Origin of the sequence: uncultured Sphingomonas sp., assembly GCF_937871615.1 — a bacterium.
Lineage (GTDB): Bacteria > Pseudomonadota > Alphaproteobacteria > Sphingomonadales > Sphingomonadaceae > Sphingomonas.
Map to the genome: position 1 here is coordinate 87,400 of NZ_CALMPA010000012.1, position 21,145 is coordinate 108,544.

The window sequence follows — 21,145 nt, forward strand, 5'->3', positions numbered from 1 at the left end:
ACGAAACGGGAGGAACGATGGCAGCAGACCATGCCAACGGACCGCTGGACGCGGTGTCGATCCGAAAGGGCATCGGGCTGCCATGGTGGTCGCTCGCCTTTCCCGCGCTGGCGATCGTCGCGGTGCTGGCCGGGCTGGCGAAGATGGGGACGCCCGGTGTGCTTGTCGCCGCAGCGATCCTCGTCGGCAGCGTGCTGGCGGCGGTGCATCATGCCGAGGTGGTGGCGCACAGGGTGGGCGAGCCGTTCGGCACGCTCGTGCTCGCCGTCGCGGTGACGGTGATCGAGGTGTCGCTGATCGTCAGCCTGATGCTGTCGGGCGCAGGGGACGCCTCCACGCTGGCGCGCGACACGGTGTTCGCGGCGATCATGATTATCCTGAACGGCATCGTCGGCGTCTGCCTGCTCGCGGGCGGCGTGCAGTTTCGCGAACAGAGCTTCACGCAGACAGGCGTATCGGCGGCGCTCAACGTGCTGGTGGCGATGTCGGTGCTGACACTGGTGCTGCCCAATTACGTCGAAAGCGCGCCCGGCCCGGTCTATGCGCCATCGCAACTGGTGTTCGTCGCGATCGTTTCGCTGATCCTCTATGGCACGTTCGTGGTGGTGCAGACGGTGCGGCATCGCAGCTATTTCCTGCCCGAAGGCGGCGGGCGGGAAGAACATGCCGATGCGCCGACCGTGCGCACGACCTGGGCTGCGCTGGCGGTGTTGCTCGTCGCGCTTGGCGGGGTGGTGTTCCTGGCGAAGGGACTGGCCGGGACGATCGAGGCGGCGGTGCTGAGCGCGGGGCTGCCAATCGCGGTGGTCGGCGTGGTGATCGCGGCGCTGGTGCTGGCGCCCGAAAGCGTCGCGGCGTTTCGCGCGGCGCGGCGCGACCGGCTGCAAACCAGCCTCAATCTCGCGCTGGGATCGGCGCTGGCCTCGATCGGGCTGACCATCCCCACAGTCGCGGTGGTGTCGCTAATGCTCGGATTGCCGTTGACGCTGGGTATTGGCGCCAAGGGCCTGACGCTGCTGATCCTGTCGCTGTTCTCGATCACGCTGTCGCTCGGCACCGGGCGGACGACGATATTGGGCGGGGTGGTGCATCTGGTGATTTTCGCGGTCTATCTGTTTGTCACGGTGGTGCCATGACGATGCGCGTCGCCGGCAACGCCGATCGCGACGCGATCGCGGCGATGCTGGCGCGCGCGTTTCAGGATGATCCGGCGACTTCCTGGATATTGCCCGATCCCGCCGATCGCGCGCGCCGCCTGCCGCGCCTGTTTCGTTTGCTGTTCGATGGCGATGCCGGGGGGATGCGGCTGGTGACGCCGGGCGGCGAGGCGGCGACCTTGTGGCGCGGGCCGGGCGATGCCGACCTTTCGACATGGGAGATCGTGCGCAATGCGCCGGCGCTGCTCCACGCGCTCGGTATCGGCGGCGCCCGGCGCGCGCTGATCGTCTCGGATGCGATCGCCGCGCATCATCCGGGCGGCGATTATTGGTATCTGCATATCGCCGGATGCGACACCGTGGCGCAGGGCAAGGGGCTGGGCGGCATGGCGGTGCGCGGCGGGCTTGAGCGCGGGGCGGGGCGGCTACCGGCCTATCTCGAAACCGCGACCGAGCGGAATCTCGGCTTTTATCGCGCGCTCGGTTTCGAGATCACGGATGAATGGCACGTGCCCAAAGGCGGCCCGCGCTTCTGGTCGATGCTGCGCCCGGCGGGGTGAGGGGCGGCTATTTCAGTTGCGGCTGGCGATCGCGCCAGGCCTGATATTGCTCCACCGCGATCGAGCGCCGCAGCACGCGGGCCATCGGATCAATCACGACATGCGCGCCGGTCGGCACCGCGAGTGTCGCTGCACCCCCCGGCATTTCGACGCGGCGCGCAATGCCGTCGATCGAAAGCTCGATCGGCATCGGGAACGGCCCGCCTGCCTGCCATCGCAGCGTCAGCGAATCGCCGTCGCGCGTTGCGATCAGTTCGGGCAATGCCGCGCGGCGGAGATAGACGTCGAAGAACCAGCCGAGATCGCGCCCGCTCGCCGTCTTCACCGCGCGCTCGAAATCCGCGGTCGAGCCATAGCGCGGCGCGAAATTGCCCGGCTTCGGATCGGGTCGGCCATAGACCAGTCGCCTCGTCGCATCGAAGAACGCGGCATCGCCGATCAGCCATCGCAAGGTGTGGAGCGTCCAGGCGCCCTTATAGTAAATGTCCGTCGCCGGGCCGCCCTTTGACGGTTCATAGACTTCTTCTTCCGTTCGCGGCTGGCCGGAGATCAGCGGCGCGCGGTTGAGAATCTGGTTCCGCTGCTGATCGAGCAGCACGATGTAGCGCGCTTCACCTTCGCGCCAGAGGCCGTAGAGCGGCTGCATGTAGCTCGCGAAGCCCTCGTGCAGCCAATAATCGTCCCAGTCGGCGGCGGTCATCTGGTTGCCGAACCATTCGTGGGCGAATTCATGCTGGAACAGCCAGTCGAACCCCTCGGGCGCCTTGGCATAGCCGTTGCCATAAGCGTTGATCGTCTGGTGCTCCATGCCCTTGTACGGCGTCTCGACCACGCCGACCTTTTCGTCGCCGAACGGATAGGGGCCGATCACGCTTTCGAAGAAATCGAGCGTGGGGGCGAATTCCGCGAACAATCCGCGCGCCTGCGCTTCCTCGCCGGGCAGATACCAGTAATGCAGCGCGATCGTGTTGCCGAAGCGGCTGTGGTAGCTGCCCGAAATCTCCTCATAAGGCGCGATGTTGAGCGCGATGGCATAAGTGTTCGGTTGGCGCGCGCGCCAGTTCCAGCGCGTGCGGCCATCGGGCAGGGTATCGACGCCGAGCAGCACGCCGTTGGCGGGCGCTTTCAGCCCCTTGGGCACGGTTATGTGCAGATCGACCAGCGCCGGCTCCCCGGTAGGAAAATCGAGGCAGGGCCACAGCAGATCGCAGCCATAGCCTTCGTCGGTGGAGGCGATCCACGGGCGCTTGTCGGGCGTCCGTGCCCAGACCATCCCGTCGTCCCACGGGGGATTGGCCGCGACATGCGGTTCGCCGCCGTAAGTGATCTGCACGCGCACTTGGCCGCCGATCGTGACGGTATGGGGTAGGGTGATGGTCAGTCGCCCCTCGGGATTGCGCCATGCGGCTTTCGGCAGCGCCACATCGTTCACCGCGATGGCCGAGATGGCGTAGTTGCGATCGAGATCGAGCACCACCCGATCGAGCGGCGCGCGCGCGGTGAAGGTGAGTATCGCGATGCCGCTCAACGCGCGCTTTTCGGGATAGACCTCGAACGACAGATCGGCGTGATCGAAGGCGAGCTTAGCCTGTTCGGGGTCGATCGCGCCGCCCGATCGCTGCGTCTGCGCGGTGAGCGGCGGCATTCCCTTCGCCGGCAATTGCGCGGCCGCGGCAAGCGCGAGGAGGATCATCATAAAGCCGCGATGAGCACAGCATGATTGATGCATCGGGCCGCATCACCATATAATGATAGTTCGCCGCCCGGTCGGGGCGGCTGTGGAGTATCCATGAGCCAGAATCTTCCCGTACTTCCGCTGCGCGACATTGTTGTCTTTCCGCAGATGATCGTGCCGCTGTTCGTCGGTCGCGACAAGTCGGTCGCGGCGCTGGAAGCCGCGATGGCGGGTGACAAGGAGATTTTCCTCGTCGCGCAGCTCGATCCGGCGCAGGACGATCCCAAGGAAGACGATCTCTACGACATCGGCGTCACCGCGACGGTGCTCCAGTTGCTGAAGCTGCCGGACGGCACCGTGCGCGTGCTTGTCGAGGGTAAGGCGCGCGGGCGGCTCGGCGGGCTGATCGAGGCCGATGGCTTCCTTTCGACACGGCCCGTGCCAGTGGAGGAAACCGCTGCGGAAGGCGCCGAAATCAACGCCTTGATGCGCTCGGTGGTCGAGCAGTTCGAGAATTACGCCAAGCTCAACCGCAAGCTGCCGGCGGAAACCTCGGTGCAACTCGCCGAGATCGAGGATGCGGCGCGGCTGGCCGATGCGGTTGCCGGCAATATCGCGATCAAGGTTTCCGACAAGCAATCGCTGCTGGTGGAGGTCGATCCGGCCAAGAGGCTGGAGATGGTCTATGCCTTCATGGAGGGCGAGCTTGGCGTCCTGCAGGTCGAGCGCAAGATCAAGAGCCGCGTCAAACGCCAGATGGAAAAGACGCAGCGCGAATATTACCTCAACGAGCAGTTGAAGGCGATCCAGCGCGAACTCGGCAACGAGGGCGAGGAAGGCGAGGGCGACGAGATCGCCGAGCTGACACAGAAGATCGCCACGCTCAAGCTTTCCAAGGAAGCGCGGACCAAGGCGACCGCCGAGTTGAAGAAGCTCAAGACGATGGCGCCGATGTCCGCCGAGGCGACGGTGGTGCGCAATTATCTCGACGTGCTGCTCGGGCTGCCCTGGGGCAAGAAATCCAAGCTGAAGAAGGATATCGCCGCCGCGCAGGCGATCCTCGACGAGGATCATTACGCGCTGGAGAAGGTGAAGGACCGGATCGTCGAATATCTGGCGGTCCAGGCGCGCACCAACAAGCTGAAGGGGCCGATCCTGTGCCTCGTCGGCCCGCCGGGCGTGGGTAAGACCAGCCTCGGCAAGTCGATCGCCAAGGCGACCGGGCGCGAGTTCATCCGCCAGTCGCTGGGCGGCGTGCGCGACGAGGCCGAGATCAGGGGGCATCGGCGCACCTATATCGGCTCGCTGCCGGGCAAGATCGTCACCAACCTGAAGAAGGCCGGCGCGTCGAACCCGCTGTTCCTGCTCGATGAGATCGACAAGCTGGGGCAGGATTTCCGTGGCGATCCGGCCTCCGCGCTGCTTGAGGTGCTGGATCCGGAGCAGAACAACAAGTTCAACGATCACTATCTGGAGATCGACATTGATCTCTCGGACGTGATGTTCGTCACCACCGCGAACACGCTGAACCTTCCGCAGCCGCTGCTCGATCGCATGGAGATCATCCGGCTTGAGGGCTATACCGAGGACGAGAAGGTCGAGATCGCCGAGCGTCACCTGATCGCCAAGCAGGTGCAGGCGCATGGCTTGAAGCCCGGCGAGTTCACGCTGACCAACGAGGGGCTGCGCGCGCTGATCCAGCGCTACACCCGCGAGGCGGGCGTCCGCACGCTGGAGCGCGAGATCGCCAAGCTGGCGCGCAAGGCGCTCCGCCGGATTCTGGAGGGCAAGGCTGTGTCGGTGACGATCACGCCCGAGAACCTCCACGAATTCGCCGGCGTGCAGAAATTCCGCCACGGCCTGTCCGAGCAGGAAAATCAGATCGGTGCCGTCACGGGGCTCGCCTGGACCGAGGTGGGCGGCGAATTGCTGACGATCGAAAGCGTCACGGTGCCGGGCAAGGGCGCGGTCAAGACGACGGGCAAGCTCGGCGATGTGATGAAGGAATCGGTGCAGGCCGCCTTCAGCTTCGTCCAGGCACGCGCGCCGTCGTTCGGGATCAAGCCGAGCCTGTTCCATCGCAAGGATATTCATATCCATCTGCCCGAGGGCGCGGTGCCGAAGGATGGCCCGTCGGCGGGGATCGGCATCGTCACCTCGATCGTTTCGACGCTGACCGGCGTGGCGATCCGGCGCGAGGTGGCGATGACCGGCGAAGTCACGCTCAGGGGGCGCGTGCTGCCGATCGGCGGGCTGAAGGAAAAGCTGCTCGCGGCGCTGCGCGGCGGAATCGAGACGGTGCTGATCCCGCAGGAGAATGAGAAGGATCTCGCCGAAATCCCGCAGAATATCCGCGACGGCCTGAAGATCATCCCGGTCGAGCATGTCGACGAGGTGCTGCGGCTGGCGCTGACCGAGCCGCTGGAGCCGATCGACTGGACCGATGCGGACGAACTGGCAGCGCTCCCCGCGGCGCCGACCACGCCGACGGGGGGCAAATTACATCATTGATCGCAATGGCGTGCGGGGGATCGTTCACTTCCCCGCGCGGGTTTTGCGTGATAGTGATTAGTTTCGTTTGACACTCGCCGAGCCACGCGCCTTACTGCCGTGATCGGCGTAGTGGCCGCGAATCCATTCTTACCTATCCAACTATCCAGCCATCGGGGGTCACTGGACATGAACAAGCAAGAACTGATCGCGGCGGTGGCGAATGCCTCCGGCCTCGGTAAGGGTGATGCCAGCCGGGCCGTCGAAGCGGTTTTCGACACGATCTCGGCCAGTCTGAAGAAGGGCGACGAAGTGCGCTTGGTCGGTTTCGGCACCTTCGCAGTCTCAAAGCGCAAGGCCTCCACCGGTCGCAATCCGCGCACCGGCGAGCCGATGACGATCAAGGCGTCGACCCAGCCGAAGTTCAAGGCGGGCAAGGTTTTGAAAGATTCGCTCAACTGAGGCGAAGCGCGGGCTGGACAGGCGCGGCTCCGGCGCCTAAAGGCCCGCTTCCGGTTTTGCCCACAGGGCGATCGGGCGCGTAGCTCAGCGGTAGAGCACACCCTTCACACGGGTGGGGTCACAGGTTCAATCCCTGTCGCGCCCACCATTTAGAGCCCGTCGGTCAGCGGATCGGCGGGCTTTTTGGTTTTCCGCCGGGCACGTCATTCTGTCCCAACGCGGGATTCTCCGGGGTGGCGATTCTTGCGCTGAATCAAGGTTAACATTCTTGAAACGAATTGGCTCGTGGGTTAGTCCCATCATCGAGCTACAAAAACCAAAGAAGCGCAGCGGTCGTTTTCGTTCGCCAATTTTTTGAATAGGGGATTGGGTATGCGTATCATTCTGAAGATCGCCGCTGCCGCCGCCGTCGCGGCTGCTGTTCCGGCCAGCGCGGTGCCTGTCATTACTTCGGCTGCGGTGACCGGCCCGTCGGGCACCGTGTGGAACACGACCGTCGACAGCTATTTCACGCTGTTTCTCCAGAATCCTTACGGCAACAACCTTAACCCGAACGACAATTTCACCTCCGCCGCGCTCGATCCGGGCCGCACGGACGTGACGATCGCGGGTGACGGGTGGCCGCAGCATACCAGTGCGGGGAATTCCGATCCTTTTTATACCCTGACGCTGATCCTCAAAGAGAATAACGTGTCGAAGACGCTGTCCGGCATCTTCACCGAGCCGACGTCATTTGGCAGCAATGGAACCTTCGCCCCGGTCAACGGCGTGGTGAATTTCTCGGGAGTGAATTACTCGCTGACCGATTTCAACTGGTTCCGCGGCATGTCTAACATCGTCGGATCATATTCCGTTGCCAGCAAGGATGATCCGAATCGCCCGATCGGCGCGAACTATGATTATCAGGGCGCCTTCACGATCAAGGCGGCAGGTGTGCCCGAGCCGGCGACCTGGGGCCTGATGATCCTCGGCTTCGGTGCGGTCGCGGGCATGATGCGCCGCCGTCGCGAAGGCGCGGTCGAAGCCACCGCCTGATCCGAATCCGCAAGACGCATAAGGAGCCGGCTGGTCGCCATGACCCGCCGGCTCTTTGCGTTTTGAGGCATGGGTTATCGCCTGTCGTGGGCCAGTGGCGAAATTGAGCGGACGTGCGGTGAGTAGTGTGCGAGCTGTGCTCGGTTCGTGGTGATTCGCAAGCGGTGGCGCGCGGTGTTGTTCGACCCTTGAGGGTGAGATCGCGGCGCGCCGAGGTCGATTGCGGTGCGCGAAAACGGGGGCGTCCCTGATCGAACTCAGGTAATCGATCGGCTGGAGGGGAGGCGGTCTGAGCCGGCGTATCGTCTTGTCTTCCGGCCGAAGCGACGACGCCCCAGCCGCGTGGCGCATCATCGGTAGGCGGTGCGCGGCAAGCGCCGGATGGGCGAACGCGCGAGAGAAATATTACACAAACCGCCGATCTGTCGTTAGGGTCGTGCCCGTACCGGCCGCGCGGGAATTGGTCACGCCACATGAAATCGAGGTTCGACGCTCGCGCGCGAGCGATCATGAGACGATTGCCGACGGCGAATGCCCGTTCGCTGGCGGAACTGGCGTTGGTGGCCGGCCTCGCGGTGGAAGTCGCGCGACTGGCCTGGGCGGTGGTCACGCCGATCGCGCCGCTGGGGGACTGGAGGTCGATCGCGCCGACGATCCCCGCAGCGCCCGCCGACGTGCTGCGCGGCTTCGATCCCTTTTATCGGCTTGGCGGGCAGGGCGATGGCGCGCCGGCAGTCGTCACCTCGCTCCATCTCACCCTGTTCGGCACGCGGATCAACGAGGCGACCGGGCGCGGATCGGCGATCCTCGCCGGGCCGGACGGCGAGCAGAAAAGCGTGAACGTGGGGGATGAGATCATCGCTGGCGTGGTGCTCAAGGAAGTGGCTTTCGATCATGTGACGATCGAACGCGGCGGCGCGCGCGAGGATCTGTTTCTCGATCAATCCGCGAGCGGGGCCGGCGCCGGGGCGCCTTTGCCGGGCGCATCGGGGCCGGGCGTATCCAGCGCGCCGTCGCCGTCGGCAACTGGCGAGGCGATCACTATCGAGAAATTTCAGGCTGACGTAGGGCTGGTGCCGCGCGTCGATGGCGGGCGGATCGTCGGCCTCGTCGTGCGGCCGCAGGGCTCCGGCGCGGCCTTCCGTGCCGCCGGGCTGAAGGAGGGCGACATCATTACCTCGATCGGGGGCCGACCTGTGAACAACCTCGCTGATTTCGACAATGTCGCCGCGGGCCTCAGCGAAGGGGGGACGCTCTCGCTCTCGGTGTCGCGCAATGGCCGGACGGTGGCATTGTCCGTGCCGGTGGCGACGCGATGAGGGTGCTGCCGCTGGCGACGGGCCTCGCGCTTGCACTGGCGATGCCGGTGGCAGCGCAAACGACGCTCAACGTGCGCGATGCCGATATCCGCGCCTTTATCGCGGATGCGGCGAAGGTGACGGGGCGCGTCTTCATCATTGATGGCCGGGTGCAGGGCAAGGTCACGGTGGTGACCGATCGTCCGCTCAGCAAATCCGAATATTTCGAGGTGTTTCTCTCCACGCTGCGCGCCAACGGGCTTGTCGCGGTGCCGACCAGCGACGGTGCGCTTCGCGTGCAGCCGATCGACAATGCCGCTACCCAGCCAGGGCGGGTCGGCCTGAAGGGAGCCGCGCGCAACCAGTTCGTCACCGAGATCGTGCGGCTGCGCTCGATCGACGCGCAAAGCGCGGTGGACACGGTGCGCCCGCTGGTCAGCCCGCAAGGCTCTGTCACCGCCAATCGGGGCGGGAATTCGATCGTCGTCGCCGATTTCGCCGATAACGTCCGGCGTGTGCGCGAGGTGTTGCAGCGGATCGACAACGACAACGCATCCACCCGCGTGATCGCGCTGAAGAACGCCGGCGCGCGCGATATCGCCACCGCGCTTCAGGGGCTGGTCGGCGCCCCGGCGCAGGGCGGCGGCCAGCAGACCAGTGTGGTCGCGGTGGAGGGAGCCAATTCGGTCGCGCTGCGTGGCGATCCCTCAACCGTCGCGCGGCTCGCGCAGGTGGCGCTCGATCTCGATCAGAAGGCCAAGAGCGGCACCGAGATTCGCGTCGTCTTCCTCGAACATGCCGATGCCGCGCAGCTTCTGCCGGTGTTGCAGCAGCTTGTCGGCCAGGCCCCCGATCAAATCCCGCAGAACACGCTGACGCAATCGAATTTCGGTGCGTCGTCGTCGGGCACGGGTGGGCGCTCAGGCGGCAGCGCGCCGCTCGCGAGCATGGCCTCGCAGGCGCAGTCTCAGGCGGCGCCCGGCGGCGGTGCTGCGGGGCAGCCGGCGATCACCGCGCAGGGTGGCCGCGCGCCGGCGGTGGTGACGCGGTTCGTCGGCGCGAACGCGATCGTCATCGCCGCGCCCGCCGATATCCAGCGCCAGCTTTCGGAAGTTGTGCGTCAACTCGATACCCGGCGCGAGCAGGTGCTGGTGGAGGCGATCGTCGCGGAGGTTTCCGATACGACCGCCAACCGGCTCGGCTTCCAGTTCCTGCTCGGCAGCCTGAAGGGCGGGGCGTTCGGCGCGACGAGCTTCGCCGGGTCCGCGCCCAATCTGCTGACGATCGCGGGCGCGATCGGCGCGCGGAAGCTCGCGACGACCACCACGACGGTCAACGGCCAGACCACGGTTACCACCACCAACAACACCGTCAGCGACGCGCTCGCGCAACAGGCGGTGAACTCCATCCTCGGCGCGAGCGGAGGGTTCGCCGGCTATGGCGGCCAGATCGGCGACACGATCTTCGGCACGATCATCAATGCGGTGAAATCCGATACCACGTCGAACCTGTTGCAGGCGCCCAGCCTGATAACCCTCGACAATCAGGAGGCGCGCATCCTGGTGGGGCAGGAAATCCCGATCACCACGGGCCAGGCGCTCAGCCAGAATTTCGACAACGCCTTCCGCACGGTGCAGCGCGAGAATGTCGGCATCCAGCTTGAGGTGCGCCCGCAGGTCAATTCGTCCGGCTCGATCAAATTGTTCCTGCATCAGCAGGTCAGTTCGATCGCCGGGCCGGTTTCGAGCGACAATTCGGACCTGATCCTCAACAAGCGCGAGGTGGAGACGACGCTGACGGTGGATGATGGGCAGATCGCGATCATCGGCGGCCTGCTCGACGATAACGAGCGGCGGACGATCGAAAAGGTGCCGTTGCTTGGCGATATTCCGGGGCTAGGCCAGCTTTTCCGATCAAGGGCCAAGACGCGGACCAAGACCAATCTGATGGTGTTCATCCGCCCGACGATCCTGCGTGACGCGGGCGACAATCGCCGCGTGACCGAGCAGCGCTACGGTTATCTCCGCCTCCAGCAGGGAATCCAGGATCCGAAGCGCGAGCCGTCGATCGACGAACTGGTCCGCGATTATATGGGCGCCGCGCCGCCGATCCCGCCGGCGCCGGTGCCCGGCAATATCGAAGACCCGCGCGTCAACGTGCCGATCCAGCGCAACTCGACCGTGACGATCAAGCGCGGGAAACCGAAATGATTGATACCGGCGGCGTACCGGAGGCTGCGCCCCGGCCAGAGGCAGCCGCTGAAATGGCGGCGTCCGTCATTCCGCCGGTGCAATTGCCCTATGCCTTCGCGCGGCGCTTTGGCGTGATCCTCGATGGCGCGCGGGTCGCGTTGCGCGAGGGAGCGGACCCCAAGGCGCTGATCGAGGTGCGCCGCGTCGTCGGCCATCCGTTCGATGTGGAGACGGTGGCCCCGGCGGCGTTCGACCGGCTGCTCAGCGATCATTATGCGATGGACGGGCAGGCGACCGCGCTGGCGGCGGTCGGCATGGGGGATGAACTCGATCTGCTCGCGGATGGCATCCCGACCGCCGAGGATCTGCTCGATACCGCCGACGACGCGCCGGCGATCCGCCTCATCAACGGGGTGATCGCCGATGCCGCGCGGCACGGCGTCAGCGATATCCATATCGAGCCGTATGAAACCGGGCTGGTCGTCCGTATGCGGATCGACGGCGTGTTGCGCGAAACGCTCAGGATGCCGCCGCATGTCGCATCGGTGGTGGTGAGCCGGATCAAGGTGATGGCGCGGCTCGATATCGCGGAGCGGCGCGTGCCGCAGGATGGCCGGATGGGGCTGACGCTGGGCGGCAAATTGCTTGACGTGCGCGTATCGACCCTGCCGAGTCGCGCGAGCGAGCGCGTGGTGCTGCGCATCCTCGACAAGGACAATGCCGGGATTGATCTCGATGCGCTCGGCATGAGCCAACGGATGCACGGGCTGATCGACCATGCGATCCACGAACCGAACGGCATCGTGCTCGTCACCGGGCCGACCGGCAGCGGCAAGACGACGACGCTATATGCCGCGCTGCGCATGTTGAACGACGGCAGCCGCAATATCCTGACGGTGGAAGATCCGGTGGAATATGCGGTTGACGGCGTGGGGCAGACGCAGGTTAATCCCAAGGTTGGCCTCACCTTCGCGGCGGGTTTGCGCGCGATCCTGCGGCAGGATCCCGACGTTGTGATGGTCGGCGAAATCCGCGATCGCGAAACGGCGGAGATCGCGGTGCAGGCCTCGCTCACCGGGCATCTCGTGCTCTCCACGGTCCATACCAATGATGCGATCGGCGCGATCACGCGGATGCGCGATATGAAGGTGGAGCCGTTTCTGCTCGCCTCCACTCTGCGCGCGGTGGTGGCGCAGCGGCTGGTGCGGCGATTGTGCCCGTCATGCCGACGCCCGGTGAAGGCGGGCGAAACGGTGGCGACCCTGCTCGGCATCGCGCCGGAAACGATCGTGTTTGCGGCAAATGGTTGTGCTGAGTGTTCGCACACCGGCTATAAGGGGCGCGTCGGCGTGTTCGAGGCGGTTCGCGTGGACGATACGATCCGCCGGTTAATCAACGAGGGCGCCGACGAGGTGGCGATCGCACGCCATGCTTTTGCGGTAAACGAAACGCTGGCCGATGCCGCGCGTCGGCTGGTCGAACAGGGCGTGACGACCGCGGAGGAGGCGGTGCGCGTTTCCCGCCACGACGCGATGGATGTCGCGGAGGCGACCGATGCCTGATGCAAGCCGCGCGGCGCATGGCTGATTTCGACTATCTCGCGATCGACACGCGCGGGAACGAGACGCGCGGGCATGTCGCCGCCGCCGATGCGCAGGCCGCGCGGGCGGTGCTCGATCGGCGGCGGCTGTATGTCGTGCGGATCGAGCCGGGGGCGCCGCAGCCGGCGCGCGGCAAGCCGCTGTTCGGGCTGCAGTTGCTGCGCGGGCGCATGTCCGCGAAGCAACTCACCCTGTTCACCCGCCAGCTCGCCACGCTCAATCGCGTTTCTCCGCTGGAGGAATCGCTGCGCACGATCACGCGGCAGACCGAGCAGGAAAGCGTCCGCGCGATCGTCGCCACCGTCCATGCCGGCGTGGTGGAGGGGCGGCGGCTGGCCGATGCGATGGCGCGCGAGCCGCGCAGCTTCCCGACGCTCTATCGCGCGATGGTGGCGGCGGGCGAAAGCTCCGGCACCTTGCCGACGATCCTCGATCGGCTCGCGGTGTTGCTCGAGCGACAGGCGGAAATACGCGGCAAGATACTGACCGCGCTCACCTATCCCGCGATCCTCGCGATCGTCGCGATGGGCGTGGTGCTGGCGCTGATGGCGTTCGTCGTGCCGCAGGTGGTGGAGCAGTTCGATACCGTGGGGCAGCAATTGCCGCTGCTCACGCGGATCGTGATCGCGATATCGCATCTGCTGGTCGGTTGGTGGTGGGCGATGCTGCTCGGCCTCGCCGCGCTTGGCGGGCTGGCGTGGCTCGCGCTGCGGCAAGCGCCGATCCGGCTCAGGTTCGACACGTGGCTGCTGCGCGTGCCGCTGTTGGGCCGGCTGATCCGCGATCTCCACGCCGCGCGCATGGCGCGGACGCTGGCGACGATGGTGGCGAGCCGGCTGCCGCTGCTGGAGGGGCTGGCGCTGACGGCGGGGACGATCCACAATCGCCGCCTGCGGCTTGCCTCCGATGAGATCACCGCCTCGATCCGGGGCGGGGGCAGCCTGTCCGGCGCGATGCGGCGGACGGGGGTGTTCCCGCCGCTGCTTACCTATCTTGCCGCGTCGGGCGAGGCGGCTGGGCGGCTGGACGAGATGCTGGAGCGCGCCGCCGATTATCTGGAGCGTGAATTCGATCGCTTCACCGCCACCGCGCTTTCGCTGCTGGAACCGGCGATCATCGTCGTGATGGGCGGGGTGGTGGCGACGATCGTGCTGTCGATCCTGCTGCCGATCCTCCAGCTCAACACGCTTGCAGGCCAATGAGGAATCCGATGTTTACCGACGAACAGAAGCGCCATTTCGAGCCCAGCCGCCGCCGGCGCCGCCGCCGCGAGGATGGGTTCACGCTGGTAGAACTGATGGTGGTGATCGTCATCATCGGCCTGCTCGCCACGATCGTCGCGATAAACGTGCTGCCCTCGGGTGACACCGCGCGCATTCAGAAGGCCAGGGCCGATATCGCCAATATTGAGCAGGCGCTGGAACTCTACAAGCTTCAGATCGGCAGCTATCCCACCACGTCTCAGGGGCTTGGCGCGCTCGTCACCGCGCCGACGGGGGTTGATGTGGCGCGCTATCAGGCGGGCGGCTATCTGAAGAAACTGCCCGACGATCCGTGGAATCGCCCGTATCTCTATGCGTCACCGGGGAAACATTCCCCCGCGGACGTGTGGAGCCTGGGCGCGGACGGCAAGGAAGGCGGCGAGGGCGTCGATGCTGATATCGGCTCCTGGCAATAGCCCGACGCGACCGTTGCCGGGTTCCGCCGAACACGGCTTCAGGTTTTCGTGGCGTTCCGCCGAACACGGCTTCACGTTTTCGCGACGTTCCGCCGAACACGGCTTCACGCTGATCGAGCTGATGGTCGTCATCACGGTGATCGCGCTGGCGGCGTCGGCGGCGGTGCTGGCGATGCCTGATCCGCGCGGGCGGGTGATCGACGAGGGTGCGCGCTTCGCCGTCAGGGTGCGCGCGGCGCGCGACGGCGCGATCGTCAACGCGCGCCCGACGAGCGTATGGGTGACGCCGCAGGGCTATGGCTTCGATCGCTGGGATGGTGGCCGGTGGGTGGCGATGGATGAAAAGCCGCTGAAGGTGGCGCAATGGGCGCGTGGCACCAGCGCGACGATCCCGGACCGGATGCGCGTGACCTTCGACACCACGGGCATGGCCGATCGCCCGGCAACGATCCCGCTGCTGCGCGAGCGCGCGCGGGCGACCGTGACGATTGATCCCACCGGCGCGGTGCGCGTCGGTGGCTGAGCGATGCGCGCACGGCGATGCCGGGGCCGCGGCACGCTCCGCCGAACACGGCTGCGGCGTTCCACGACGTTCCGCCGAACACGGCTTCGTGTTTCCGCGACGTTCCGCCGAACACGGCTTCACGTTGATCGAGATCATGGTCGCGCTGGTGGTGTTCAGCCTCGCCGCGCTGGCGCTGATCCGGCTGGAGGGCGCGACGATACGATCTACCGGCACGCTGGATGCGACGTTGCTCGCGCAGACGGTCGCCCGCAACATCGCGATCGCGGCGGTGACCGATGCCGCCCCGCCGCCCGCCGGGAAGGCTGAAGGGAGCGAGCGTAACGGCGGCGCGGACTGGCATTGGGTGCGCCAGGTCAGCGCGATCGGCGACGGTCAGGTGCTGCGCGTGGATGTGTCGGTCGCGGGGCGCGATGGCCGGCAGATCGCCAGGCTGACGATGGTGCGCCCGCCCGCCGATGTGGCGCGATGAACATGCGCCGCGCCGCCGATGCGGGATTCACGCTGGTCGAGGTGATGATCGCGCTGCTGATTTTCGGCATGATCGCGGCTGCCGGCGTGGCGATGCTGTCGTTCAGTATCCGCGCGCAATCGGCGGTGGGGGATCGGCTTGACGATCTCGGCGCGGTCGAGCGGCTTTCCTCGATCCTCGGCGCGGATCTGGCGCAGGCGGTCGATCGGCCGACCCGCGACGAACGCGGCACGCTCGTTCCCGCGTTCGTTGGCGATGCCACCTCGCTGAAGCTCGTGCGCGGCGGGTGGAGCAATATCGACGCGGGCGCGCGGGCGTCCTTGCAAAAGGTGGAATATCGGCTGGACGGGGATACGATCGAGCGCATCGGCTATCCGATGCTCGATGGCGCGGAGGCTTTTCCGCCGGGCGCGATGCTGGGCAAGGTGCAGGCGATCGCGCTGCGCTATCGCTTCCATGGCGCGTGGAGCGATCGCTGGGACGGGACGCAGGGCGCGCCGCTGCCGCAAGCGGTGGAACTGGCGATAACGCGGCGTGATGGGATCGTACTGCGGCAGATGTTCCTGACCGGCACCGGCTATGCTGTCGCGCCACCTGGCGGCAATCATGCGCCCTGAGCGCGAACGCGGCGCCGCGCTGCTCACCGTCCTGCTGCTCGTCGCGGTGATCGCGGTGATGGCGGCGACCGGGCTGGAGAAATTGCGCATCGCCACCCGGCTTGGCGGGAACACGATCGCGCTCGATCAGGCGCGGGCCTATGCGCAGGCGGTGGAGACGCTGGCGACAACCCGCGTCACCGCGCTGCTTAGGCAGGATGCGACCCGCGTGACGCTGGCTGGCGGCTGGAGCGGGCGGCCCTTCGCCCTGCCGGTGCCGGAGGGAACGGCGGTGGCGCGGGTGACGGACGGCGGAAATTGCTTCAATCTCAACAGCCTGGTCAAGCGCGAAGGGGATGGGCGCTATGTCGCTTATACGCCGGCGATCGAGCAGTTCGCGCGGCTGATGCGGCTGATCGGCGCGCCCAACGGAAACAGCATCGCCGCCGCCGCCGCGGACTGGATCGACAGCGATGACACGCCATTGCCCGGCGGCGCGGAGGACGTGACCTATCTCGCGAGCCAGCCCGCTTATCGCACCGCCGGCACGCTGATGGCGGACCCGAGCGAATTGCGCGCGGTCGCCGGGGTGACGCCTGAGGCTTATGCCGCGCTCAAGCCATGGATTTGCACGCTGCCGCGCGCCGAACGATCGGTCATCAACGTCAACACGCTCGGCCCGGAACAGGCGCCGCTGCTCGCCATGCTGCTGTCCGACGCGATGGGTGTCGCCGGTGCGCGCGCGATTCTGGCGCGTCGGCCAGCGGGCGGTTATGCGAATCGCGATGCGATCTGGCGCGCGCCGGGGCAGGCCGGGATCAGCCCCGATCCACTCGCGATGGATCAGGTGGATGTGACATCGCGCTGGTTCGCGCTGCGGGTGGATGTGGCGCTGGCGGGCGTTTCGTTGCAGGAACGGGGGCTGATCGACGCGACCGCACTTCCCGCGCGGCTCGTATCGCGGCAATGGGGAGAGCCGTGACGACCGCAACCCTGCTTTTCCTGCCGCCCCGCATCGGGGAACCGTGGCGCTGGCTGCGGATCGCGGGCGATGCGATCACCGCGCGCGGCGAAGGCGTGCCGGAAGCGGATGGCGCGCCGATCGTCGCGGTCGCGCCTGCCGATGCGGTGACGCTGCACTGGGCGGCGCTGCCCGATCGTTCGAGCGCGCAGGCAATGGCGGCGGCGCGAATCGTTGCGGGCGAAGCGAGCGCCTCGCCACAGGAGCAGCTTCACGTCGCGGTCGGTAACCTCGACGATGCGGATCGCGCGATCGGCGTCGTCGCGGTCGATCGGATGCGCGAGTGGCTCGATGCGTTGCGCGCGATCGGCATTGATCCCGCCGTGCTGGTTCCGGCGCCGCTGCTGCTCCCGCCCGCTGCCGAGGGGTTCGTTCGCGCCGATCTGGGCGGGCAGGCGGTGGTGCGCGGGCAGGCGAGTGGCTTCGCCGACGAGGCCGGGCTGACCGAATTGATTACCGGCGGCGGCACGATAGAGACGCTGGATCGCGAAACGCTGGAACGCGCGCTGGTGCAGGCCGCTGGCGCGCCCGCACTCAACCTGCGACAAGGCGCCTTCGCGCGCCGCCGCCGCCGTGAGATAGATTGGCCGTTGGTGCGCCGAATCGCGGTGCTGGCCGGCCTGATCTTGCTGGCGATGCTGGCGATGGATCTCGTCAGGATCACGCGTTACTCGCTCGCGGCGGATCGGCTGGAGGCGCAGGCCGATGAGATCGCCCGTCAGGCGCTACCGCGCGGCGCGGCGGAAACCGGGGGCACGAATCGCTTGCTGGTGGAGCGCCTCTCGCGGCTGCGCGGGCCGGGGCAGGGCTTCACGCGGACGCTCGCCGCCATGCTCGCCGCGATCCGCGCGACGCCGGGCAGCGAGGCGACCGCGCTCGATTTCCAGCCTAACGGCGATTTGCGCGTTACCGTGATGGTGGAAGGGGATGCGCAGGCCAATGCGCTTCAGGCGCGGCTGCGTGCCGCCAATTTCACGGTCAGCGCGGGGCCGTTCGAATCGACCGGCGGCCAGTTGAAGGGCGAATTGACGGTGAGTTCGCGATGAGCGCCTTGCGGACATGGTATGCCGCCCGCTCGCCGCGCGAACGCAGGCTGATCCTGCTCATGCTCGCGCTGTTCGCGGTGACGATCGTGTGGGCCGGCGTGATCCGCCCGGTTCGCGAGGGGCTTGTTTCCACGCGGGCGCATTATGATGAAGCGGTACGCCGGCTGAGCGAGACGCAGGCGATGGCCGGCGCGATCCACGCGATCCAGCGCGGCCATCCGCAGCCATTGGGCGCGCCGTTGCCGGATGCGGTGCGGGAGCGCGCGGATGCCGCGGGGTTCACGCTCGCCAGCCTCGATCCCGATGGCGAGAATGTGCGGATCGTGATTTCGAGCGCGAAGGCAGCGCCGTTGCTCGGCTGGGTGGCCGGGCTTGAAGCCGATGGCGTGCTGGTCGACGCCGGAACGATCACCGCCAATGGCGATGGCACCGTGGCCGCGCAACTCACGCTGAAGGCGCGGCGCCCGTGATGCGGCATCGCTTCGCCTCCGGGCGCGGCATATTGTTCGTCGCGGTGCTGATCGTGGCGCTGATCGTCTTTCTGCCGATGCGACTGGCGCTCGGGTGGTTCGGTGTCGCCGAGGCGGGGATGACCGCGTGCGACGTGAGCGGCACGATCTGGTCCGGCGCGTTGACCGATTCGCGATTCGGCGATATCGCGATGGGCGATCTTTCGGCGCGCGTCTCGCCGCTGCAATTGCTGCTCGGTCGGGCGCGGATCGCGCTTGCAGCCCCCGATGGCGCGACGGGGCCGCGCCTTACCGGCGCCGTCGACGTGACGCGGCATAGCGTCGGGCTGAGCGATGTTACCGCGAGCCTGCCCGTCGGCAACGCCTTCGCGCCAGTGCCGGTGACGATGCTGGAGCTGGATAACGTAAGTGTTAGTTTCAAAGCCGAAAATTGCGATCGCGCGGCGGGGCGCGTGCGCGCGGTTCTGACGGGTGATGTCGCGGGGCAGGTGATCCCCACTTCGATGAGCGGCACGCCGCGGTGCGATGCCGGCGCGCTGCTCCTGCCGCTGACCAGCCCGGCGGGCGAGGGCTCGACGATCCGCATCTGGCCCGACGGGCGCTATCACGCGGACCTCACGCTGGCGCCCGCCGATCCCGCGCAGGCGGCGCGTTTGCAGGCATCCGGCTTCGTCCAGACGCAACAAGGTTGGCAATTGGCGATCGAAGGACGGTTCTGATAGCTTGACCAGATGCCCACACCCCCGCTAGGGGCGCGCATCCCATATGGCGATCGTAGCTCAGTTGGTTAGAGCATCGGTTTGTGGTACCGAGGGTCGCGGGTTCAAGTCCCGTCGATCGCCCCATTTCCCACCACTTCTGAAATTGGCTGGCAATCGGCTGGCTATAACTTTATTGCGTGCTCAAGTATCTTTCTTGCGCACGAGATGAGGTTGCGATGATGACGGACTGGGGCTTTGCCGATTTCGACGCGCATGAAGGCGTCCACCTGTTCACCGATCCCGCATCGGGCCTCCATGCCGCCGTCGCGATTCACTCCACCGCGCTCGGCCCCGCCGCCGGCGGCGTACGATTCTGGCATTATGCGAGCGCGAGCGGCGCGATCACTGATGCGCTGCGCCTGTCGCGCGGGATGAGCTACAAGAATGCGATGGCCGATCTCGCGCTCGGCGGTGGCAAGGGCGTCGTGCTGGCGCCCGCGCCGGGCGCCACGATCAGCGAGGCGCAGTTGAAGGCATTCGGTCGCGCGGTCGAATCGCTCGGCGGGCGTTACGTGACAGCCGAGGATGTCGGCATGTCGGTGGCGCGGATGAAGGTGATCGCGGGCGAAACGCGCTACGTTTCGGGCCTGCCGGTCGAAAGCGGCGCGGCTGGCGGCGATCCCAGCCCGTTCACCGCGATGGGCGTATATCTCGGCGTCAAGGCGGCGGCGAAGCGCGGGTTGGGCGCGGGCGACGTGAAGGGCGTGCGAATCGCTGTTCAGGGCGTCGGCGCGGTCGGTGGCGGCGTTGCTCGCCTGCTCGCCGCGGATGGCGCGATACTGACGCTCGCCGATATGGATCAGAAGCGCGCGGAGGCGCTGGCGGCGGAACTCGGCGCGAACGTGGTGCGCACCGATGAGATCCTCGCGCTGGATGTCGATATCGTCAGCCCCAATGCGCTGGGCGCCGTTCTGCATGAAGCCTCGATCGCGGCGATGAAGGCGAAGGTGGTCGCGGGCGCCGCGAACAATCAACTCGCGACGAGCGAGGATGGCCGCCGCGTTCACGAACGCGGGATTCTCTACGCGCCCGATTATGTCATCAACGCGGGCGGCATCATCAACGTCGGCCTCGAATATCTCGGCCACGGCGATGAAGCGGAAGTGCGGGCGCGGATCGACCGTATTCCGGATCGGCTCAATCAGGTGTGGGATGAAAGCGCGGCGAGCGGCGATCCAGCCTCGGACGTGGCCGATCGCATCGCGCAGCGGCTGATCGGGCGCGGCTGAGCCATCGTTGCCTTCGGTGAAAACCGGGGCGGGGAAGGGCAGGGCGCGCGCAGGCGCATCTCGTTCCGGTGGTGCGGGAAGTGGGGTGACGCACGCGCGTTCTTGCCATATTGGCCGAGCACCGTGCCCGCGCTTCATGCCCTTGCCAATCCCGCCCGCTTCCTGAAGCTGGCGCGCCCGTTGACCCCGGCCGCCACCTGGCTGGGCATCGCGCTGATCGCGCTCGGCTGCTGGGCGGGGCTTACCCAGACGCCGCCGGATTACCTTCAGGGGGAAACGGTGCGCATTCTCTACATCCATGTGCCCGCCGCGTGGCTGGGCATGGGCGGATGGAGCGGGATCGCGCTGTCGAGCATCGCCTTTCTCGTCTGGCGGCATCCGCTCGCCGATGTCGCGGCGCGCGCGGTGTCGGTGCCGGGGGCGGCGTTCGCGCTGATCTGCCTTGTCACCGGCGCGATCTGGGGGCGGCCCACCTGGGGCACTTACTGGCAATGGGACGGGCGGCTTACCTCGATGCTGCTGCTGTTTTTCGTCTATCTCGGCTATATCGCGCTGGCCCGCGCCGATCGGGAACGCGGCGGGGACGGGCGCATCCCCGCACTGTTCGGCATCGCCGGCACGATCCTGCTGCCGATCATCCGTTATTCGGTGGTATGGTGGAACACGCTGCATCAGGGGCCGAGCATCGGGCTGACCAGTTCCTCGATTGATCGTTCGTTGCTGTGGCCGCTCCCGATCATGCTCGCCGGCTTCTCGCTGCTGTTCGTCGGCATCGTGCTGATGCGGATGCGCGCGATCCTTGGCGCGGCCAAGGCGGAAGCGCGGATGCGCCGGAAGGCGGCGGCGTGAACCCCTGGCCTTTCGTGACGGCGGCCTATG

Annotated in this window: 20 protein-coding genes and 2 tRNA genes; 21 read left to right on the plus strand and 1 reads right to left on the minus strand. The window is 66.8% G+C overall.

Going from position 1 to position 21,145, the window contains the following annotated elements; translation table 11 throughout:
* Positions 1-17 precede the first annotated feature (17 nt).
* Together Q0316_RS02070 and Q0316_RS02075 are read left to right on the plus strand one after the other, a co-directional pair.
* On the plus strand, positions 18-1,136 hold the full coding sequence (locus Q0316_RS02070) for an ionic transporter y4hA (protein ID WP_298668969.1): 1,119 nt from the start codon (positions 18-20) through the stop codon (positions 1,134-1,136).
* Complete coding sequence (locus Q0316_RS02075) at positions 1,133-1,717, plus strand: GNAT family N-acetyltransferase (protein WP_367179607.1); 585 nt, start codon at positions 1,133-1,135, stop codon at positions 1,715-1,717. The genes Q0316_RS02070 and Q0316_RS02075 overlap by 4 nt, the downstream gene beginning before the upstream one ends.
* Positions 1,718-1,724: 7 nt before the next feature.
* Here Q0316_RS02075 and Q0316_RS02080 read toward each other — a convergent pair whose 3' ends face one another.
* The gene (locus Q0316_RS02080) at positions 1,725-3,410 is read right to left on the minus strand and encodes a M1 family metallopeptidase (protein ID WP_298669073.1); all 1,686 of its coding nucleotides are present in this window, start codon (positions 3,408-3,410) and stop codon (positions 1,725-1,727) included.
* A gap of 96 nt (positions 3,411-3,506) precedes the next feature.
* Here Q0316_RS02080 and lon point away from each other — a divergent pair, with 96 nt between their 5' ends.
* The 19 genes from lon to ccmC all read left to right on the plus strand — a co-directional run bounded on the left by lon (position 3,507) and on the right by ccmC (position 21,115).
* Entirely contained in the window at positions 3,507-5,903 is a 2,397-nt protein-coding gene (gene lon, locus Q0316_RS02085; RefSeq protein WP_298668972.1) for an endopeptidase La, read from the plus strand.
* A 168-nt stretch (positions 5,904-6,071) separates the two neighbouring features.
* Positions 6,072-6,344, plus strand: coding sequence for an HU family DNA-binding protein (locus tag Q0316_RS02090; RefSeq protein ID WP_179512043.1), 273 nt, complete (start codon positions 6,072-6,074; stop codon positions 6,342-6,344).
* Between the two features lie 73 nt (positions 6,345-6,417).
* A tRNA-Val gene (locus tag Q0316_RS02095) sits at positions 6,418-6,492 on the plus strand.
* Positions 6,493-6,716: 224 nt separating this feature from the next.
* Complete coding sequence (locus Q0316_RS02100) at positions 6,717-7,379, plus strand: PEPxxWA-CTERM sorting domain-containing protein (RefSeq protein WP_298668975.1); 663 nt, start codon at positions 6,717-6,719, stop codon at positions 7,377-7,379.
* 509 nt (positions 7,380-7,888) lie between these two features.
* Entirely contained in the window at positions 7,889-8,698 is an 810-nt protein-coding gene (locus Q0316_RS02105; protein ID WP_298668978.1) for a type II secretion system protein N, read from the plus strand.
* Positions 8,695-10,887: a type II secretion system secretin GspD gene (gene gspD, locus Q0316_RS02110; protein ID WP_298668981.1), complete on the plus strand. Its 2,193-nt coding sequence runs from the start codon at positions 8,695-8,697 to the stop codon at positions 10,885-10,887. Before Q0316_RS02105 ends, gspD begins: the two co-directional genes overlap by 4 nt.
* Positions 10,888-10,940: 53 nt before the next feature.
* Positions 10,941-12,431, plus strand: a complete 1,491-nt coding sequence (locus Q0316_RS02115; RefSeq protein WP_298669080.1) for an ATPase, T2SS/T4P/T4SS family — start codon at positions 10,941-10,943, stop codon at positions 12,429-12,431.
* Positions 12,432-12,448: 17 nt separating this feature from the next.
* The gene (gspF, locus tag Q0316_RS02120) at positions 12,449-13,672 is read left to right on the plus strand and encodes a type II secretion system inner membrane protein GspF (protein ID WP_298668984.1); all 1,224 of its coding nucleotides are present in this window, start codon (positions 12,449-12,451) and stop codon (positions 13,670-13,672) included.
* An 8-nt stretch (positions 13,673-13,680) separates the two neighbouring features.
* Entirely contained in the window at positions 13,681-14,148 is a 468-nt protein-coding gene (gene gspG, locus Q0316_RS02125; protein ID WP_298668987.1) for a type II secretion system major pseudopilin GspG, read from the plus strand.
* The gene (locus Q0316_RS02130) at positions 14,123-14,671 is read left to right on the plus strand and encodes a GspH/FimT family pseudopilin (RefSeq protein WP_298668990.1); all 549 of its coding nucleotides are present in this window, start codon (positions 14,123-14,125) and stop codon (positions 14,669-14,671) included. Before gspG ends, Q0316_RS02130 begins: the two co-directional genes overlap by 26 nt.
* Positions 14,664-15,143, plus strand: a complete 480-nt coding sequence (gene gspI / locus Q0316_RS02135; RefSeq protein WP_367179608.1) for a type II secretion system minor pseudopilin GspI — start codon at positions 14,664-14,666, stop codon at positions 15,141-15,143. Before Q0316_RS02130 ends, gspI begins: the two co-directional genes overlap by 8 nt.
* Positions 15,140-15,760: a type II secretion system minor pseudopilin GspJ gene (gspJ, locus tag Q0316_RS02140; RefSeq protein WP_298668993.1), complete on the plus strand. Its 621-nt coding sequence runs from the start codon at positions 15,140-15,142 to the stop codon at positions 15,758-15,760. The genes gspI and gspJ overlap by 4 nt, the downstream gene beginning before the upstream one ends.
* On the plus strand, positions 15,723-16,721 hold the full coding sequence (gspK, locus tag Q0316_RS02145) for a type II secretion system minor pseudopilin GspK (protein WP_298668996.1): 999 nt from the start codon (positions 15,723-15,725) through the stop codon (positions 16,719-16,721). Before gspJ ends, gspK begins: the two co-directional genes overlap by 38 nt.
* The gene (gspL, locus tag Q0316_RS02150) at positions 16,718-17,806 is read left to right on the plus strand and encodes a type II secretion system protein GspL (RefSeq protein ID WP_298668999.1); all 1,089 of its coding nucleotides are present in this window, start codon (positions 16,718-16,720) and stop codon (positions 17,804-17,806) included. The genes gspK and gspL overlap by 4 nt, the downstream gene beginning before the upstream one ends.
* A complete protein-coding gene (gene gspM, locus Q0316_RS02155) occupies positions 17,803-18,276 on the plus strand; it encodes a type II secretion system protein GspM (protein WP_298669002.1) in 474 nt (157 codons plus the stop codon). The genes gspL and gspM overlap by 4 nt, the downstream gene beginning before the upstream one ends.
* Positions 18,276-18,995, plus strand: coding sequence for a type II secretion system protein N (gene gspN, locus Q0316_RS02160; RefSeq protein WP_298669005.1), 720 nt, complete (start codon positions 18,276-18,278; stop codon positions 18,993-18,995). Before gspM ends, gspN begins: the two co-directional genes overlap by 1 nt.
* A gap of 49 nt (positions 18,996-19,044) precedes the next feature.
* Positions 19,045-19,121, plus strand: a tRNA-His gene (locus tag Q0316_RS02165).
* Between the two features lie 92 nt (positions 19,122-19,213).
* Complete coding sequence (locus Q0316_RS02170; protein WP_298669008.1) at positions 19,214-20,266, plus strand: Glu/Leu/Phe/Val dehydrogenase dimerization domain-containing protein; 1,053 nt, start codon at positions 19,214-19,216, stop codon at positions 20,264-20,266.
* A gap of 123 nt (positions 20,267-20,389) precedes the next feature.
* Positions 20,390-21,115: a heme ABC transporter permease CcmC gene (ccmC, locus tag Q0316_RS02175; RefSeq protein ID WP_298669011.1), complete on the plus strand. Its 726-nt coding sequence runs from the start codon at positions 20,390-20,392 to the stop codon at positions 21,113-21,115.
* Positions 21,116-21,145: the final 30 nt, after the last annotated feature.

Coding starts and splice junctions, on each gene's coding strand:
- gspF (WP_298668984.1), top strand. CDS start 12,449: ATGGCTGATTTCGACTATCTCGCGATCGACACGCGCGGGAACGAGACG.
- gspJ (WP_298668993.1), top strand. CDS start 15,140: ATGAACATGCGCCGCGCCGCCGATGCGGGATTCACGCTGGTCGAGGTG.
- Q0316_RS02080 (WP_298669073.1), bottom strand. CDS start 3,410: ATGATCCTCCTCGCGCTTGCCGCGGCCGCGCAATTGCCGGCGAAGGGA.
- Q0316_RS02170 (WP_298669008.1), top strand. CDS start 19,214: ATGATGACGGACTGGGGCTTTGCCGATTTCGACGCGCATGAAGGCGTC.
- gspN (WP_298669005.1), top strand. CDS start 18,276: ATGCGGCATCGCTTCGCCTCCGGGCGCGGCATATTGTTCGTCGCGGTG.
- Q0316_RS02105 (WP_298668978.1), top strand. CDS start 7,889: ATGAGACGATTGCCGACGGCGAATGCCCGTTCGCTGGCGGAACTGGCG.
- Q0316_RS02070 (WP_298668969.1), top strand. CDS start 18: ATGGCAGCAGACCATGCCAACGGACCGCTGGACGCGGTGTCGATCCGA.
- gspD (WP_298668981.1), top strand. CDS start 8,695: ATGAGGGTGCTGCCGCTGGCGACGGGCCTCGCGCTTGCACTGGCGATG.
- Q0316_RS02115 (WP_298669080.1), top strand. CDS start 10,941: ATGGCGGCGTCCGTCATTCCGCCGGTGCAATTGCCCTATGCCTTCGCG.
- Q0316_RS02075 (WP_367179607.1), top strand. CDS start 1,133: ATGACGATGCGCGTCGCCGGCAACGCCGATCGCGACGCGATCGCGGCG.
- gspM (WP_298669002.1), top strand. CDS start 17,803: ATGAGCGCCTTGCGGACATGGTATGCCGCCCGCTCGCCGCGCGAACGC.
- Q0316_RS02090 (WP_179512043.1), top strand. CDS start 6,072: ATGAACAAGCAAGAACTGATCGCGGCGGTGGCGAATGCCTCCGGCCTC.
- Q0316_RS02130 (WP_298668990.1), top strand. CDS start 14,123: ATGCTGATATCGGCTCCTGGCAATAGCCCGACGCGACCGTTGCCGGGT.
- gspK (WP_298668996.1), top strand. CDS start 15,723: ATGCTGTCGCGCCACCTGGCGGCAATCATGCGCCCTGAGCGCGAACGC.
- Q0316_RS02100 (WP_298668975.1), top strand. CDS start 6,717: ATGCGTATCATTCTGAAGATCGCCGCTGCCGCCGCCGTCGCGGCTGCT.
- lon (WP_298668972.1), top strand. CDS start 3,507: ATGAGCCAGAATCTTCCCGTACTTCCGCTGCGCGACATTGTTGTCTTT.
- gspG (WP_298668987.1), top strand. CDS start 13,681: ATGTTTACCGACGAACAGAAGCGCCATTTCGAGCCCAGCCGCCGCCGG.